General features: G+C 72.1%; 13 protein-coding genes. 9 read left to right on the top strand and 4 right to left on the bottom strand.

Going from position 1 to position 16,094, the window contains the following annotated elements; translation table 11 throughout:
• Together B5M43_RS03310 and B5M43_RS03305 are read left to right on the top strand one after the other, a co-directional pair.
• A complete protein-coding gene (locus B5M43_RS03310) occupies nt 1-1,434 on the top strand; it encodes a GH1 family beta-glucosidase (protein WP_134745306.1) in 1,434 nt (477 codons plus the stop codon).
• 10 nt (nt 1,435-1,444) lie between these two features.
• Nucleotides 1,445-2,479, top strand: coding sequence for a LacI family DNA-binding transcriptional regulator (locus B5M43_RS03305; RefSeq protein WP_055988055.1), 1,035 nt, complete (start codon nt 1,445-1,447; stop codon nt 2,477-2,479).
• Between the two features lie 126 nt (nt 2,480-2,605).
• Here B5M43_RS03305 and B5M43_RS03300 read toward each other — a convergent pair whose 3' ends face one another.
• Nucleotides 2,606-3,928, bottom strand: coding sequence for a uracil-xanthine permease family protein (locus B5M43_RS03300; RefSeq protein ID WP_134745305.1), 1,323 nt, complete (start codon nt 3,926-3,928; stop codon nt 2,606-2,608).
• Nucleotides 3,929-4,337: 409 nt separating this feature from the next.
• Here B5M43_RS03300 and B5M43_RS03295 point away from each other — a divergent pair, with 409 nt between their 5' ends.
• Together B5M43_RS03295 and B5M43_RS03290 are read left to right on the top strand one after the other, a co-directional pair.
• Nucleotides 4,338-5,423, top strand: a complete 1,086-nt coding sequence (locus B5M43_RS03295) for a tannase/feruloyl esterase family alpha/beta hydrolase (protein WP_167626749.1) — start codon at nt 4,338-4,340, stop codon at nt 5,421-5,423.
• Between the two features lie 198 nt (nt 5,424-5,621).
• Nucleotides 5,622-7,589 carry a BCCT family transporter gene (locus B5M43_RS03290; RefSeq protein WP_134745303.1) on the top strand — a complete coding sequence of 656 codons (1,968 nt, stop codon included), beginning with the start codon at nt 5,622-5,624 and terminating at the stop codon, nt 7,587-7,589.
• Nucleotides 7,590-7,658: 69 nt separating this feature from the next.
• Here B5M43_RS03290 and B5M43_RS03285 read toward each other — a convergent pair whose 3' ends face one another.
• On the bottom strand, nt 7,659-8,534 hold the full coding sequence (locus B5M43_RS03285; protein ID WP_134745302.1) for a phosphoribosylaminoimidazolesuccinocarboxamide synthase: 876 nt from the start codon (nt 8,532-8,534) through the stop codon (nt 7,659-7,661).
• A 206-nt stretch (nt 8,535-8,740) separates the two neighbouring features.
• Nucleotides 8,741-9,814: a hypothetical protein gene (locus B5M43_RS03280; RefSeq protein ID WP_134745301.1), complete on the bottom strand. Its 1,074-nt coding sequence runs from the start codon at nt 9,812-9,814 to the stop codon at nt 8,741-8,743.
• A gap of 305 nt (nt 9,815-10,119) precedes the next feature.
• Here B5M43_RS03280 and B5M43_RS03275 point away from each other — a divergent pair, with 305 nt between their 5' ends.
• Genes B5M43_RS03275 through B5M43_RS03265 form a run of 3 tightly spaced genes read left to right on the top strand, consistent with a single transcriptional unit; the run spans nt 10,120 to nt 13,208 of the window.
• Nucleotides 10,120-11,367, top strand: coding sequence for a sensor histidine kinase (locus B5M43_RS03275; protein ID WP_167626748.1), 1,248 nt, complete (start codon nt 10,120-10,122; stop codon nt 11,365-11,367).
• A 31-nt stretch (nt 11,368-11,398) separates the two neighbouring features.
• Entirely contained in the window at nt 11,399-12,097 is a 699-nt protein-coding gene (locus B5M43_RS03270; protein ID WP_055988070.1) for a response regulator transcription factor, read from the top strand.
• A gap of 52 nt (nt 12,098-12,149) precedes the next feature.
• A complete protein-coding gene (locus B5M43_RS03265; protein WP_230667593.1) occupies nt 12,150-13,208 on the top strand; it encodes a DUF998 domain-containing protein in 1,059 nt (352 codons plus the stop codon).
• A 20-nt stretch (nt 13,209-13,228) separates the two neighbouring features.
• On the opposite strand, the gene purD is transcribed toward B5M43_RS03265, so the two are convergent.
• Nucleotides 13,229-14,497: a phosphoribosylamine--glycine ligase gene (purD, locus tag B5M43_RS03260; protein WP_134745299.1), complete on the bottom strand. Its 1,269-nt coding sequence runs from the start codon at nt 14,495-14,497 to the stop codon at nt 13,229-13,231.
• A gap of 99 nt (nt 14,498-14,596) precedes the next feature.
• On the opposite strand from purD, the gene B5M43_RS03255 reads away from it, so the two are divergent.
• Both B5M43_RS03255 and B5M43_RS03250 read left to right on the top strand, forming a co-directional pair.
• On the top strand, nt 14,597-15,091 hold the full coding sequence (locus B5M43_RS03255; protein ID WP_230667591.1) for a hypothetical protein: 495 nt from the start codon (nt 14,597-14,599) through the stop codon (nt 15,089-15,091).
• Nucleotides 15,088-16,086: a cation transporter gene (locus B5M43_RS03250; RefSeq protein ID WP_134745298.1), complete on the top strand. Its 999-nt coding sequence runs from the start codon at nt 15,088-15,090 to the stop codon at nt 16,084-16,086. The genes B5M43_RS03255 and B5M43_RS03250 overlap by 4 nt, the downstream gene beginning before the upstream one ends.
• The last annotated feature ends 8 nt before the right edge of the window (nt 16,087-16,094 follow it).

Genomic DNA, 16,094 nt, shown 5'->3' with positions numbered 1-16,094 from the left:
ATGACCCGCTCGTTCCCCTCCGAGTTCCTGTTCGGCGCGGCGACCGCCGCCTACCAGATCGAGGGCGCCGCCTTCGAGGACGGCCGCACGGCCTCCATCTGGGATCACTTCGCCCGCATCCCCGGGGCCGTCATCAACGGCGACAACGGCGACGTGGCGTGCGACCACTACCACCGCTACGCGGACGACGTCGCGCTCATGAAGGAGCTCGGCCTGCAGGCGTACCGGTTCTCGACGTCGTGGTCGCGAGTGCGGCCCGACGGCGGTCCCGTCAACGCGAAGGGCATCGACTTCTACAGCCGGCTCGTCGACGAGCTGCTCGAGGCGGGCATCCTGCCCTGGCTGACGCTGCACCACTGGGACATGCCGCAGGCGATCGAGGAGAAGGGCGGCTGGACTTCGCGCGACACGGTCGACCGCTTCGTCGAGTACGCCCTGTCGGTGCACGACGCCCTCGGCGACCGCGTGACGAAGTGGACGACCCACAACGAGCCGTGGTGCTCGTCGTTCCTGTCGTACACGGGCGGTGAGCACGCGCCCGGCCGCCAGAGCGTCCGCGACGGCCTGCTCGCGTCGCACCACCTGCTGCTGTCGCACGGCCGCGCGATCCAGGAGCTGCACGCGCGCGACGCGGCGCTCGACTTCGGCATCACGCTCAACCTCACCAACGGCGAGCCGGCGGATCCGTCCGACCCGGCCGACCAGGACGCCGCGCGCCGCATCGACGGCCAGTTCAACCGCTGGTTCCTCGACCCGATCTTCCGCGGGCAGTACCCGGCCGACGTCGTGGAGGACATCCGCGCGATCGATCCGGAGGCGGTGGCCGCGTTCGAGTCCGCCGTGCAGGACGGCGACCTCGCCGTCGTGTCGACGCCCATCGAGTTCCTCGGCGTGAACTACTACCACGGCGAGTTCGTGTCGGGGCATGAGACCGACCGGCCCGCTCCGGTCGGCGAGGCGCCGAGCGACCGCCCGAAGCGCTCGCCGTTCCCCGCGATGGAGGGCGTGCACTGGGTGGACCGCGGCTTCGAGCGCACGACGATGGGCTGGGAGGTCGACTTCGCCGGCCTGCGCAACCTGCTCGTGCGCGTCTCGGAGCAGTACGCCGCCCCGGCCGGGGTGCCGCTCTACGTGACCGAGAACGGCGCGGCGTACGACGACGAGGTCGTCGACGGCGAGGTGCACGACGCCGAGCGCGTCGCGTTCGTGCGCGGTCACGTCGCGGCGGTCCTCGAGGCGATCGAGGCCGGCGTCGACGTGCGCGGCTACTTCTACTGGTCCCTGCTCGACAACTACGAGTGGGCCTGGGGGTACGAGAAGCGGTTCGGCATCGTCCGCGTCGACTACGACACCCAGCAGCGCACGGTCAAGGACAGCGGTCGCGAGTACGCTCGCATCATCGCGTCCCGTGCGGTGGAGCCGGCGGGGGTCTGACAGGAGACGGATGGATCAGCGGATCGGGGACGGCCCGGCACGGGGTGCTCGAGGCACGGCCACGATCGAGGAGGTCGCGGCGCGGGCCGGCGTGTCCCGCTCGACCGTCTCGCGCGTGCTCGGCGGCGGCGCCCGGGTCAGCCCCGAGGCGCTGACCGCCGTCCGGCAGGCGATCGCGGAGCTCAACTACGTGCCCAATCGGGCGGCGCGGTCGCTCGCCAGCCGGCAGACGCACGCGATCGCGCTGGTCGTGCCGGAGGACACCACGCGGTTCTTCGGCGACCCGTTCTTCGCCGCGATCGTGTCCGGCATCAACGCGCGGCTGTCCCGATCCGAGCACGTGCTGAACCTGATCATCGCGTCGGACGACCCGGGCGACAAGGCGACGTCGTATCTGACCGGCGGGAACGTGGACGGCGCGCTCGTGGTCTCGCACCACACGAGCGACACCTATGTGGAGCGGATCAACCAGGCCGTGCCCGTGGTGTTCGGTGGCCGTCCTGTGCGCACCCGCGCGGACGACTACTTCGTGGACATCGACAACGTCGAGGGCGGCCGGATCGGCACGCGTCACCTGGTCGAGCGCGGCCACCGCCGCATCGGCACCATCACCGGCCCGCTCGACATGCCGGCCGGCGTGGACCGCCTGCAGGGCTTCCGCGAGGTGCTCGAGGAGGCGGGACTGGAGCCCGGGCCCGCGGAGGACGGCGACTTCACGACCGACGGCGGGGCCGAGGCGATGCGGCGCATCCTCGCGGCCGGTGATCCCCCCGACGCGCTGTTCGTGGCGAGCGACCTGATGGCCCGCGGCGCGATCGGGGTGCTCCATGCGCGCGGCCTGCGCGTGCCCGAGGACGTCGCGATCGTCGGCTTCGACGACTCGCCCGTGGCGGTCAACATGCCGCCGCACCTGACCACCGTGCGCCAGCCGTCCCGCCTCCAGGGCGAGGCGATGGCCGACGTGCTGCTCGCGCGCCTCGCCGGCGGCGACCCGCCGCACGCGACGATCCTGCAGAGCGAGCTCGTCGTCCGCGAGACCGCGTAGGGCCGGTCGTCGGATCCGCTGCGCGGTCGTCGGATCCGTGATGCAGAAGGGGCCGGCGCGCACGTCGCCGTGCACACCAGCCCCTTGCGTCCGTCGACCGGGCGGTCGATCCGACGACTGAGCGGATCAGTCCTGCGGGTCGCCGCCGAGCTGTCCGACCGGGGGGATGGGGCCGCCGTCGTCCGCGCCGGTGCGGCGCGCGCGGGCGATCAGGTTTCCCACGTGGTAGATCACGAGCGCCGCGACCGTGCCGAGCACGATGCCGCCGAGCTCGAAGCCGTCCCACTGCATGGTGAAGCCCGCGATGCCGATCACGAGCGCCACGGCGGCCGTGTACTGGTTGACCGGACGCGAGAAGTCCACGCGGTTGTCGACCCAGATCTTGATGCCGATGATGCCGATGAGGCCGTACAGCGCGGTGGTCACGCCGCCGAGCACGCCGGCCGGGATCGAGTTGAACACGGCGCCGATCTTGGGCGAGAACGCGAGCAGGATCGCGACCAGGCCGGCGATCCAGTACACCGCGGTCGAGTACACGCGGGTCGCGGCCATGACGCCGATGTTCTCGCCGTAGGTCGTGGTGCCCGATCCGCCCGCGAGGCCCGCGAGGGTCGTGGCCGCGCCGTCCGCGATCAGCGCGCGGCCCGTGTGCTCGTTCACCGAAGCGTCCGTCATCGTGGCGACGCCGCGCACGTGGCCGACGTTCTCGGCCACAAGCACCAGCACCACCGGCAGGAACATCGCAATGGCCGACCACGTGCCGGCCGACGCGAAGTCGGGGAAGTGGAACTCGGGGGCGCCGATCCATGCCGCGTCGCCCACCGCGCTGAAGTCGAGCTCGCCCGTGATCGCCGCGAACCCGTAGCCGACGATCACGCCGAGGAAGATCGAGATGCGACCGAGGAAGCCGCGGAACAGCACCGCGAACAGGATGACGGCGGCGAGCGTCACGGTCGCCGTGAGCGGGGCGCTCTGGTAGCTGCCCCACGCGACGGGCGCGAGGTTGAAGCCGATCAGCGCGACGATCGCGCCGGCCACGACGGGCGGCATCAGCTTGTCGACCCAGCCCAGGCCCGCGAACTGGACCACGAGGCCCACCGCGGCGAGCAGCACGCCGACCGCGACGATGCCCGCGAGCGCCGAGCCCATGCCGGCCGACGCGGTCGCGGCCGTCACGGGCGCGATGAACGCGAACGACGAGCCCAGGTAGCTGGGCAGGCGGTTCTTCGTGATCAGGAGGAACAGCAGCGTGCCGAGCCCGCTGAACAGCAGCGTGGTCGAGACCGGGAAGCCGGTGATGGTCGGGACGAGGAACGTGGCGCCGAACATCGCGACGACGTGCTGGACGCCCATCGCGATCGTGGCGGGCCAGCTGAGGCGCTCGCCGGGGGCGACGACGCGTCCGGGGGCGACCGTGCGGCCGTCGCCGTGGACAGTCCACAGGGGCATGGGGCTCCTTCGGGTGGAGGGGCGGGAAGGCAATCGATCCACGATACTGCCCGCGGCGTTTCGCGCCCGTGAACGACCGCGATCGGATCTCGCTCGAGTATTTCCGTTGATGCGAAGTCCGCGTCGACCCCCGTGCGGCGCGTGGCTACCATGTGCCGCGTCGGCCGCCTGGCCGGCGCCGCGTCCGGGTGTCGCGGTGATCAGCGCCGGCGGAGGCCGGCGTCCTCACCGCCGAGTCGTGCGCCGCGCTCGTCGGCTACGAGATCCCCGAGAAGCAGATCGAGCTGCCGACCCGCGGCGCCGTGGTCGAGACCGCGACCTGGCAGAGCGGGTACTGCGCCGTCACCGGATGGATCCGCGCGGTGACCGCACCGCAGGACATGCAGCTCCGGGTGAACCTGCCGGCCGAATGGAACGGCCGGGCGCTGCGGCGTGGGCGATCATCGAGGAGGCCTACGGCGTCGAGCCGGGGTGGTCGTACTTCATCGGCGGATCGCAGGGCGGCCACGAGGCGCTCGACGCGGCGGCCCGGTACCCGAAGGACTACGACGGGGTGGTCGCGAACTACCCGGCCTACAACGTCACGATGATGCACATCGGCGCGGTCAACTTCCGCGACGCGCTGCTGATCGACGACGGGGCCGGCTGGATGAACCCCACCGAGGTCCGCACGCTCACGGACGCGGTCTACGCCGCCTGCGATCCGCTCGACGGCGCGGCCGACGGGATCGTGAGCGACGTCGAGGCGTGCGACGAGGCGTTCGACCCCGCCACCCTCCGCTGCGCGGACGGCGCCGACACGGGCGACGACTGCCTGTCCGACTCGCAGCTGGCGGCCGTCGAGAAGATGACCACCGACTACGACCTCGGGATCGAGATCGAGGGCGACAGCGTCTTCGCCAAGAGCGCGCTGCTGCAGGGCGCCCTGTACCAGGGGTTCGCGGGCTTCGGAACGGGGCCGTACGCGCAGGGTCTGCAGTTCGCGGTGCTCGACGCCACGTCGCGGTACGGCGTCGCCGGCGGCGATCCCGCTCACGACACGTACACGTTCGATCCGCTGCAGCACGTCGACCGGATCCAGGAGCTCGGCGAGATCATGGACGTCACCGACGTCGATCTCACCCGGTTCCAGGCGCACGGCGGCAAGGTCATCCTGACGCACGGCACGATCGACGACTTCATCACGCCGCACAACACCGTGCGGTACTACGAGCGGCAGCAGGAGCGCTTCAAGGACCGCCTGGACGACTTCCTGCGGTTCTACATGGTGCCCGGCTGGGGCCACGGCCAGGGGCGCTTCGTCGCGCAGTACGACGGGCTGGGCGCGATCGTCGACTGGGTCGAGAACGGCGTCGCCCCCGAGGGGCTCGTGGCCCGCGACGGCAACCCCGGCGCCGACCGCACGCGGCCGATGTGCGAGTACCCGGCGTGGCCGCAGCACACCGGCGAGGGGTCGATCGACGACGCGGAGTCGTTCGTCTGCGTGACCCGCTGACACCGCCCTCAGGGCCCCGCGGGGAGGCGTGTCGAACTCCTCCCCGCGGGGCCTTTTCGTGCCCGGACCGGCCCTGATCCGCACGTGTGAATCGCGTGTATGCGCTCGTATCGAATGGCATTCGAACGCAGCCTATGCATAGCCTGGGAGGACGAGTCCGCATACGTAACGCACCTTGAGTCCGACGAGAAGAGTGTCATGAGCGATAAGACGACCCCGGCGGAGCCGGGGATCGAACGGAAGAAGCCCGTCACCAAACTGGTGAAGGAGGTGACCCATCCGGCGCTCATCCCAGGCATCGGCGTCGAGGACACGGGGCGCACCTTCTCCACCAACTGGCTGGTGTTCGGCATCGCGGGAGCACTCGTGCTCGCCGTCGTGATCTGGGGCTTCGCGGCCCCGCAGAGCATCAGCGAGGCCGGCTCGGCATCGCTGGGCTGGGTCATGGAGAACTTCGGATGGCTGTTCTCGCTGCTGGCGATCGTCACGATCGCGTTCATGCTCGTGCTGGGCTACGGCCGCACGGGCGGCGTCCGCCTCGGAGCGGATGACGAGGAGCCCGAGTTCTCGACCGTCTCGTGGATCGCCATGCTGTTCTCGGCGGGCATGGGCATCGGCCTGCTGTTCTGGGGCCCCGCCGAGCCGCTCGGGTACTTCCTCGACGTCCCCTACGGCTTCGACGCGGAGCCCGGCACGCGCGACGCGATGCACATGGCGCTCGCGCAGTCGATCCTGCACTGGGGTCCGATGGCCTGGGCCTTCTACGCGCTCGTGGGCGGCGCGATCGCGTACGCCGCGTACCGCCGCGGCCGGCCGCCGCTGATCTCGGCGATCTTCGCCCCGATCTTCAAGGAGCGCACCGAGGGGTGGGCGGGCGCGATCATCGACGTGTTCGCGATCATCGTGACGCTGTTCGGCACGGCCGTGACGCTCGGCATGGGCGCCCTGCAGATCGCGAGCGGCGTCGAGCACGTCGCCGGGATCGGGCCCGTCGGCAACGTCGGCCTGATCGCGATCATCACGATCCTCACGGCGGCCTTCGTCGTGTCGGCCGTGTCCGGCATCAAGCGCGGCATCCGCGCGCTGTCGAACATCAACATGGTGATCGCGCTGGTGATCGGCGTCATCATCTTCGTCGCCGGCCCGACGCTGTTCCTGCTGAACATCATCCCGTCGTCGGTGTCGGCCTTCCTCGCGGAGCTGTGGACGATGCTGATGCGCAATCCCGCCCAGGGCGAGGACGCCGCGACCTTCGTGTCGTCGTGGACCAACTACTACTGGGCGTGGTGGATCTCGTGGACGCCCTTCGTCGGCATGTTCATCGCGAAGATCTCGCGCGGCCGCACGCTGCGCGAGTTCGTCACGGTCGTGATCATCGTCCCCGCGGCGGTCTGCATCGTGTGGTTCGGCATCATGGGCGGCACCACGATGCTGTTCGAGGAGGACGGCCGCGGCATCAGCGAGGCGGGCGGGCCGGAGGCCATCCTGTTCGCGGTGCTCGGCGAGCTGCCCTTCGGCGCCGTCCTGTCGGTGCTCGCGATGATCTCGATCGTGCTGTTCTTCGTGACGTCGGCCGACTCGGCCGCGATCGTCATGGGCTCGATGAGCCAGCGCGGCAAGCCCGAGCCCTCGAGCTGGGTCACGATCGCCTGGGGCGTGCTGCTCGGCGCCGCGGCGCTCGCGCTGCTGCTCGCCGGCGGCGAGACCGCGCTGTCGGGTCTGCAGTCGATCATGGTGGTGACGGCCCTGCCGTTCGCCGTGATCGTGGTCGGGATCATGGTGGCTTGGGCGCGCGAGCTCGCGACCGACCCGTACATCCTGCGCCGGCGGTTCGCGCGCGCCGCGATCGCGCAGGGCGTGCGCCTCGGCATCGAGGAGCACGGCGACGACTTCGTGTTCGGCGCGACCGAGGTGGCCCCCGATCAGGGGGCGGGCGCCGCGATCGACACGGACGACCCCGCACTGACCGAGTGGTACGAGACCGCCACCGAGCAGCTCGAGATCGTCACGGCCGCCGACATCGCCCGCACGCTCGAGCCCGGGCACATCCAGCACAAGGGGCCGGATCACCCGGAGCACACCGCCTCGGGCGACGCGTCGCTCGTGGTCGGCGAGGGGCGCCGCGCCGCGCGCGAGGCCGACAAGCCGACGGTGGGCAGCGACTGACCCGCGGACGCGACAGGGGCGGGGATCCGGATCGGATCCCCGCCCCTGTGGCTTCTGGAGGCCGTGCGGTCAGGCCGTGAGCAGGTCGAGCAGCTCGCGGTAGCGCGCGACCGTGCGCTCGACGATCTCAGCCGGGAGCTCGGGCGGGGTGCCCTGCTTGTCCCAGTTCGCCGCGAGCCAGTCGCGCACGATCTGCTTGTCGAAGCTCGCCATCCGCTCCTTGGGTGACGCGCCGTTCTGCCACGCGGCCGCGTCCCAGTAGCGCGAGGAGTCGCTCGTGAGCACCTCGTCGGCGAGGCGGAGCACGCCGTCCTCATCCGTGCCGAACTCGAACTTCGTGTCGGCCAGGATCAGCCCGCGCGCCTCGGCCGTCGCGGCCGCACGGCGGTAGATCTCGAGCGAGCGGTCGCGCAGCTCGGCCGCGCGCTCGGCGCCGACCAGCTCGACCGTCCGCTCGAACGAGATGTTCTCGTCGTGCTCGCCCATCGGCGCCTTCCAGGCGGGGGTGTAGATCGGCTCGGGCAGGCGGTCGCCGTCCTGCAGGCCGCCCGGCAGCGGGATGCCGCACACCGTGCCGCTCTCCTGGTACTCGACCCAGCCCGAGCCCGTGAGGTAGCCCCGCACGACGCACTCGACGGGCAGCATGTCCAGCGCGCGCACGATCATCGCGCGCCCCGCGACCACATCCGGCACCGGCTCGCCCGTCAGGTGGTTCGGGATGGCCTCGCCTCCGTCCGCGCCCGACAGCTGGTCGAACCACCACAGGCTGAGGGTCGTGAGCAGCTCGCCCTTGCCCGGGATGCCGGGGGAGAGCACGTGGTCGAACGCGCTCACGCGGTCGCTCGCGACGACCAGCATCCGCGAGTCGTCGCCGTCGGCGGGCGCATAGAGGTCGCGCACCTTGCCGGAGTACACGTGCTTCCATCCGGGGATCTCGAGCGTCATGCGTCCATCATCCCAGTGCCGCCGCCCGGCGCCGTGCGGGCGCTGGCATCTCCTGCTTGGTGCCGCTGTCGATCGGTCCGTGTCCGACTTCGTGCCGCCATGACGGTGGGATTTCGGCGGGAAGCGTGAGACGTCACGGTCGAGTGGCAGTCCTGAGGAGGCTCTCGTGCCGGAACCTGGCAGATCGACACGAGAGCCATCCAATGTCAGAACGTGGCGTACGCCTCGTACTTCGTGCCTTCGGGCAGGGGGTTGAGGAACGTCACTTCGAACTGGACCTTGCCGCCGCCTGCGGGGAGCCGGTCGACGTACGTCTGCTCTGCGCCGAGCACTGCGCCGTCAGGGTTGCGCGCGATGACGACGACAGTGATGAGCTCCTGCTCGGTTTCGAACGTCCCGCTGATCGTGCCACTCACGCTCGTGCTGTAACCGTCGTTGACGGCGCTCAGGGACTCGAGCGTGAACGCACCGGTTTCGGCTGCGGGCGAGGAGATTGCGGCAGTCGCTCCAGGGCCACGGACCTCCAGGCTGGCGATTTCCGCCTGACCGACGTCGAAGAATGTCCCCGCGACAGCGATCCGTCCCGCGAGGATCGTCGTGTACGAGGTTGCGGAATCGAGAATGGTCCCGTCCGAGCCGATCGCCTCGATAGTCAGAGGGGAGCTGGGGAAGACGTGGTCGGCATTCGGGTTCTCCAGGACCGCGACATACCACCAGGAAGTCTGGTCGTAGTCCTGCCGGCCGAACGCCGTCTCGACCACCGCCAGCTCCTCGGCGGCTGCTGGCGCGGGGTCCTCCTGCGCTGACGCAGTGCTCGCCGGGTCGGGTTCGTCATTGGCCGCCGCCTCCTGTGTGGGCGCCGCCACGACGTCGTCGTCGAACGCCTCAGTGAACGCATTTGCGGCGGTCACGAAGAACACGATGACCCCGACGATCGTGCCGACGATGCTGAGGATGAGCGCGACGATGCCAAGCGTCTTCTTCTTGCCTTTGAGACACAGGGAGACGATCGCGAGCACGAATGCGATCGGAAGCAGGATCCACCCAAGAATGAACGCCCCGGGAATGACGGCGAAGAGGAACCCGAGCGCCGCGACCGCGAGCGCGACGGTCGCAACTACGTTGCGGCTGGCAACCGTCTCCTGAGCGCCGGCCGGAGCGTGCGGCGCGTACTCCGCAGGCGCGGGCGGTTCAGTCGGTGCGTTGAGCGGTGCGGTATATGCCTGGGCCCCGGCAGGCGAGGGCGGCGGCGGGGGCGTGGGGGAGGAGTTCTCGGACATCGGGGCCTCTCTGCGCAGGAGCGCGGTGGTGCTCGGGGACATGATGGGGAGTTCTCCCCATCGAGGATGACCATATATCGGTTTCTGGGCGTTCGATGAGAACGGGCCGGGCCGCCGGGGCCGCGCTGGCCCGTGGCGACCCCGGCGGGGCTCGCGGTCGCCGACGTGGCGGCGACAGGGACAGCGTCCGTCGCAGGGGACCTCGCGCACCTCCTCCATCCGGTCGGAGCCGCCCGGCCGATCGGCCGGACATCGCCGGACGGAGGGAGGAGGCCCGCGTCCGTGGCCGCCAATACGCTCGGAGCATGACCACCGCCGTGCGCCCGCGACCGGGCCGGATCGCGCGGCTGCTCGACGGCGGCTGGTCGACCGGGCTGTTCGTGCTCGGCGCGCTGTGGGACGTCCTGTGCGTGATGAACGTGCCGGGGGCGGCCGTCTTCCGCGCCGACGCGGAGCGCGTGGCGAGCATCACCGACGTGGGGACCCTGCTCGCGCTCGCCGCGCTGCTGGCCTGGACGACGGTGTACGTGCGCGCACGGGCGCCGCAGGTCGTGCTGATCGCGGGCGCGGTCCTCATGGCGATCGGCGTCTCCTACCTGCTCGCCCTCGTGGGCGTGTTCCACGCGCTGATGCGCTGGCCGAAGCGAACCGGATGGATCGCCGGGGTCACCGCCGCAGGCGTCGCGGCGTTCGTTCTGCGCGAGGTGCTCACCGACTGGGGCGCGGCGCTCCCGTGGCTGTTCGGCGCGAGGACCTCGGACCCGGGCGCGGTGGGCTGGACCGTCGCACCGTGGCTCCTCGCCCTGGTCTCGCTCGCGGCCCTCGCGGGCCTCGTGGCGCTGCAGCGCAGCCGCCGGACGGCCGATGCCCATCGCGCCCGCGCCGAACGCGAGCACCGACGCGCGGAGACCCTCGACGAGCAGCTGGCGAGGCAGGCCGAGCGCGAGCGGATCGCGCGCGACCTGCACGACGGCCTCGGGCACCGGCTCGCGTCCGCCGCGCTCTCGGCGAGCGCCTTCGAGGCGCAGGTCTCCGCGAACCCGACGATCGATCCGTCGCTCGGGGAGTGGGCCCGCGCCGTGCGCGAGCAGACCCGGGCCGCCCTCGACGACGTGCGCGGTGTCGTGGGCGGTCTCCGCTCCGAGGGCCGGTCTCCGGCGCCCGCGTCGCTGCGCCTGGTCGGACAGCTGCTGGGCGAGCTGCGCGCGGCCGGGCATCGCATCGACGCCTTTGTGATGGTGGAGGGCTCGGACCGGGTCGGGACGACCCTGGATGCGGCCGCCTACCGGATCCTCCAGGAGAGCCTCACCAACGCCATCAAGCACGCGCCCGGAGCGCCCGTCTCCGTGACGTTGGATGCGTCGCCCGAGCGCGGCGTGCGCATCCGGGTCGAGAACCCGCTCACGGTCGGCGGCGCCGGCGTGCCCGGCGGAGGCCACGGGATCATCGGGATCCGCGAGCGCGCGGAGTCCGAGGGCGGGACCGCGTGGATCGGAGCTCACGAGGGCAGGTTCATCGTCGACGTCGACCTGCCCTGGGTCGACCGCGCCTGAGGGTGTCCGCGCCCGTCGGTAGGGTGGCGACGTGCCCCTCGCCGACGCCGCGGACCCCGAGCCCCGACCGCCCGTGCGCGTGCTGATCGTCGACGACGAGGCGTTCCCGCGCAACGCGATCCCGGCGATCCTCGGGCCCTATCCGGAGATCGATGTGATCGGTGCGGTCGACGGCGGTGCCGCCGCGGTCGAGTTCGCGCGTGCGCATCGCCCCGACGTCGTGCTGATGGACATCCAGATGCCGGGCATGGACGGGATCGAGGCCACGCGCGCGCTGCTCGCGCAGGTCGACGCCAACGTCGCCGCCATGACGAGCATCGCGGACCTCGGGACGGTGAGGCGCATGTTCGAGGCCGGTGCGTACGGCTACATCCTGAAGGACACGGATCCCGGCGACATGGCGCGGGCCGTGCTGACGGTCGCCCGCGGCGACGCGTTCCTGGCGCCGCAGCACACGCGCCAGATCGTGGTGCAGCTCGCCGCCGACTCCGGGGCGGAGGCCCGCCGCGAGGCCGCGGCCCTCTTCTCCGCGCTCACCGAGCGCGAGCGCGAAGCCGCCCGGCTGATCGCGACCGGCGCGAGCGACGACGAGATCGCCCGCGCGATGCACCTGGGCGTCTCGACCGTGAAGACCCACGTGCAGCAGGCCCGGATCAAGCTCGGCGCCCGGAACCGCACCCAGGTGGCCGTTCTCGTCGAGCGCGCAGGAGAGACGCCCGCGGGCGTCTGACTCGCCCGGCGCCCGCGCCGCCCGGGTCGGCGCCCCGTGGTTGCATGGACGCGTGAGGTCACCCGAGAGGATGCGGCAGGACGCCCACGCGATCTGGGCCGCCTGGCTCGGCTTCGCGGCGGGCTCGGTGCTGGGGGCGGGGCTGCTGTGGGGCGTCGCGCGGCCGCTCGCGGGGGAGGGGTCGATCGGCATGCCCGCCGCCGCCGTGACCGCGGCCGTCGCGGTGGCCGCCTTCGCCGCCGGCACCCGGATGCACCGCGCCGCCGACACGGCCGGGATGCCGCCGTGGCAGGCGGCGGTCTCGCGGATCTCGGACGCGGCGGTCGCGCTCGCCCTCGGAGGGGTGTGCGGGCTGGCGGTGCTCTGCGCGGGCGAGGTCCTCGCGATCGGCCTGCACGGCCTCGACGTGCCGCCGCTCGGCGGCGGACTCCTGACCGGCGTCGCGTCGGCCGCGGCGGCGGGATCGGCGTTCGGGCTGGGCGCGCGCCTGCGCACGGACGACCTCGTCACGCTGCTGTTCGCGTTCCTCATCACCGGGACGCTGTTCGCGATGCTGACCGCGACCGATCCGCGGTGGTGGGAGCGGAACTTCTCGCAGCTCGGGATCGGCGACGGCGGCTGGGCGTTCAACGGCACGCTCGTCGTCGGCGGGCTGCTGCTCGCGACGGTCGGGGCGTACGTCGGCCGCGACCTGCATCGCATCCTCGGCGACGCGGCGCTGTTCCGGATCGGCGTCGTGGTCGTCCTGTTCGCCGCGACCGGCGCGGCTCTGGCCGCCGTGGGCCTGCTGCCGGTGCACCGAGGCCCCGTCGCGCACTTCGTGGCGGCGTTCGCCGCGCTCGCGCTGCTCGGCGCCGCGGCCGTCGTGACGGTCCTGGTCATGCCGGGCCCGCCGCCGATGCTCACCCTGACGACCATCGGCGTCGCCGCGGGGCTCGTGCTCGCGGTGCTGCTGTGGCGGCCGCTCGCGATCTACTCGGCGACCGCGCTCGAGGCGGTCGCGGTGGGTCTGGGCTTCGTGTGGCTCACGACGCTCATGCGCACGCTCGCGGCCCTCGCCCCCGACGAGCCGCGTCCGTCCGCCCGACCCCGGCTGCGCGCCGGGCGCTGATCCCAGGTCTCTCCCGCGACCTACTCCGCGACGCGGGCGGCGATGTCGGTGCGGTGGTGGCCGCCCTCGAGGCCGATGTGCGACAGCGCCTCGTACGCCCGCTCGCGGGCCGTGCGGAAGTCCGGCGCGGTCGCCACGACGTTGAGCACCCGTCCGCCGGTGGCGACCAGGCCGCCGTCGGCCTCGGCGGTCGCGGCGTGGGCGATGTGGACGCCCTCGACGGCCTCCGCCTCGTCGAGCCCGGTGAGCGGCCGGCCCGTCACGGGCTTCTCGGGGTATCCCTCGCTCGCGAGCACCACCGTCACGGCGACGTCATCCGAGAACTCGGGCTGCGGCTCGTCCTCGAGCGTGCCAGTCGCGGCCGCGAGCAGCAGGCGCGACAGCGGCGTCACGAGGCGCGGCAGCACGACCTGCGTCTCGGGGTCGCCGAAGCGCGCATTGAACTCGATCACGCGCACGCCGGCGTCGGTCAGGATGAGGCCCGCGTACAGCAGGCCGATGAAGGGCGTGCCCTCCTCGTCCAGGCGCCGGATGACCGGGAGCGCCACGGTCTCGGTGACGTGCGCCACGAACTCCGCCTCGCCGCCGAAGCGCTCCGCGAGCCACGGCAGGGGCGAGTACGCCCCCATGCCGCCGGTGTTCGGGCCGGCGTCCCCGTCGAGGGCGCGCTTGAAGTCCTGCGCGGGGCTGAGCGCCCGCACGGTGTCGCCGTCGCTCAGGAAGAAGAGCGAGACCTCGGGTCCCGAGAGGAACTCCTCGATCAGCACGGGCCCGCCGGGCAGATAGGTCTCGGCGTGCTCGATCGCCGCCGCACGGTCCTCCGTCACGATGACGCCCTTGCCCGCCGCCAGACCGTCGGCCTTGACGACGTACGGCGCGCCGAACTCATCCAGGGCGGCGGCGACCTCGTCGACCGTGCGCGCATGCGTCGCGCGGCCCGTCGGCACGCCGGCGGCGGCCATGATCCGCTTGGCGAACGCCTTCGACCCCTCCATCTGGGCGGCCGCGCGGCCCGGGCCGAAGACCGGGATGCCGCGTTCGCGCAGCTCGTCGGCGACGCCGGCGATCAGCGGGGCCTCGGGACCGACGACCACGAGGTCCACCGCGTGGTCGATCGCGAACGCGGCGACCGCGCTCGGGTCGAGCATGTCCACCTCGACCAGCGCGGCGTCGCGCGCGATGCCGGCGTTGCCGGGCGCCGCGAGCAGCTCGTGGCCGGCCTCCTCCGAGCGGAGGGCGAGGACGATGGCGTGCTCGCGCGCGCCGGAACCGAGGACGAGGATTCTCACCCGTCCAGCCTATCGACCGCCGATCCCGCGCCATACCGGCCGGGCGACACCCCGGCAAGCCACCTGACGCGCGCGGCGTCGCCGCCGTACGGTCGGAGCGTGGACGGCACGCGGCGGGTCCTCGCCGCGCTGGCCGCGATCGCGCTCACCGGCGCGGTCGGAGGCTGCGCGGCGGACATCCCCGTGGATCCGGAGGGCACGTACGACCGGGTCTCGGGCGGCGAGCTGCGCGTCGGCGCGTCGCCCGACGGCGAGCTCGTCACCGTCGAGGGCGCCACGACCGGGACGGAGCGCGTCGAGGGCGTCCTGGCGGACCTCGTCGAGGACTTCGCCGAGAGCATCGACGCCGAGGTCGCCTGGACGGTCGGCAGCGAGGAGAGCCTCGTGACCGCGATCGAGGAGGGCGACCTCGACCTTGCGATCGGCGGCATGACCGATCAGACCCCGTGGGCCGGCCGCGTCGGCGTCACGCGCGGCTTCGCCGACCTGCCGGGAGTCGAGCGCGAAGACCCGGTCGTGATGCTCGCGCCCCTGGGCGAGAACCGCTTCATCGGCGAGCTCGAGCGGTTCCTGGATGAGCGGAGCGCGGGATGAGGCCCCGCTTCGGCCGCACCGACCTGCCGCGCGAGCAGGCCGAGGCGATGCGCAAGGCGGTCGGCATCGAGGTCTTCACGATCTGCTACACCACGGTCACGATCGTCCTGATCGCCCTCGTCGTCGGCAGCTCGCAGGCCATGCGCACCGCCTGGATCGAGGACATGCTGTCGCTGCTGCCGCAGATCGCGTTCCTCGCGGCGCTGTTCTTCACCCGTCGCCGGCCCTCCCGGTCGTTCCCGTTCGGTCTGCACCGCGCCATGGGAGTCGGCCACCTCGTCGCGGGGATCGCGCTGCTGATCGTCGGCGCGAACCTCGCGGTGGAGGCGGTCCTGGGGTTCGCGCGGTCCGAGCATCCGACGATCGGCACCGTGAAGCTGTTCGGCACGACCATCTGGCAGGGGTGGCTCATGATCGGCGCGATGGCGCTGATCGTGATCGCGCCGCCGTTCTACGGCCGCTACAAGGCGAAGCTCGCCCGTCCGCTGCACAACAAGCTGCTGCACGCCGACGCCGACATGGCGAAGGCCGACTGGCAGACCAACGCCGCCTCGATCGTCGGCGTGGGCGGCGTCGGCCTCGGCATCTGGTGGTTGGACTACGCCGCGGCCCTGTTCATCTCCCTCGGGATCCTCTGGGACGGCTGGCGGAACACCGTCACCGCGGTCGAGGACCTGATCGACAAGCGGGTCACGACGTACGACGACCGCGCGGTCCATCCGCTCGTCGGCGACGTGCTGCGCGTGCTGCGGTCCACGCGCTGGGTCGAGGACGCGGGCGTGCGGGTGAGGGATCTCGGCCAGGTGCTCCACGTGGAGGCGTTCGTGGTGCCCCGCCGGGGCTTCCTCGGCGCCGGACGGATCGACCTCGCGGCGCTCGGGCGGCTTCAGCGGCGGATCATCGCGCTGGACTGGAAGATGCAGGACGTCGTCGTGATCCCGGTCGAGCGCCTCCCCGAGGAGGCGACCACCCGTCCGCCGGACGCGGGCTCGTAGGCTGAGGG

This window comes from Microbacterium sp. MEC084 (genome assembly GCF_004514465.2).
In the GTDB taxonomy this organism is placed as follows: domain Bacteria; phylum Actinomycetota; class Actinomycetes; order Actinomycetales; family Microbacteriaceae; genus Microbacterium.
The sequence above is the reverse complement of the archived record's forward strand: the minus strand, read 5'-3'. Positions and strand labels throughout refer to the sequence as shown.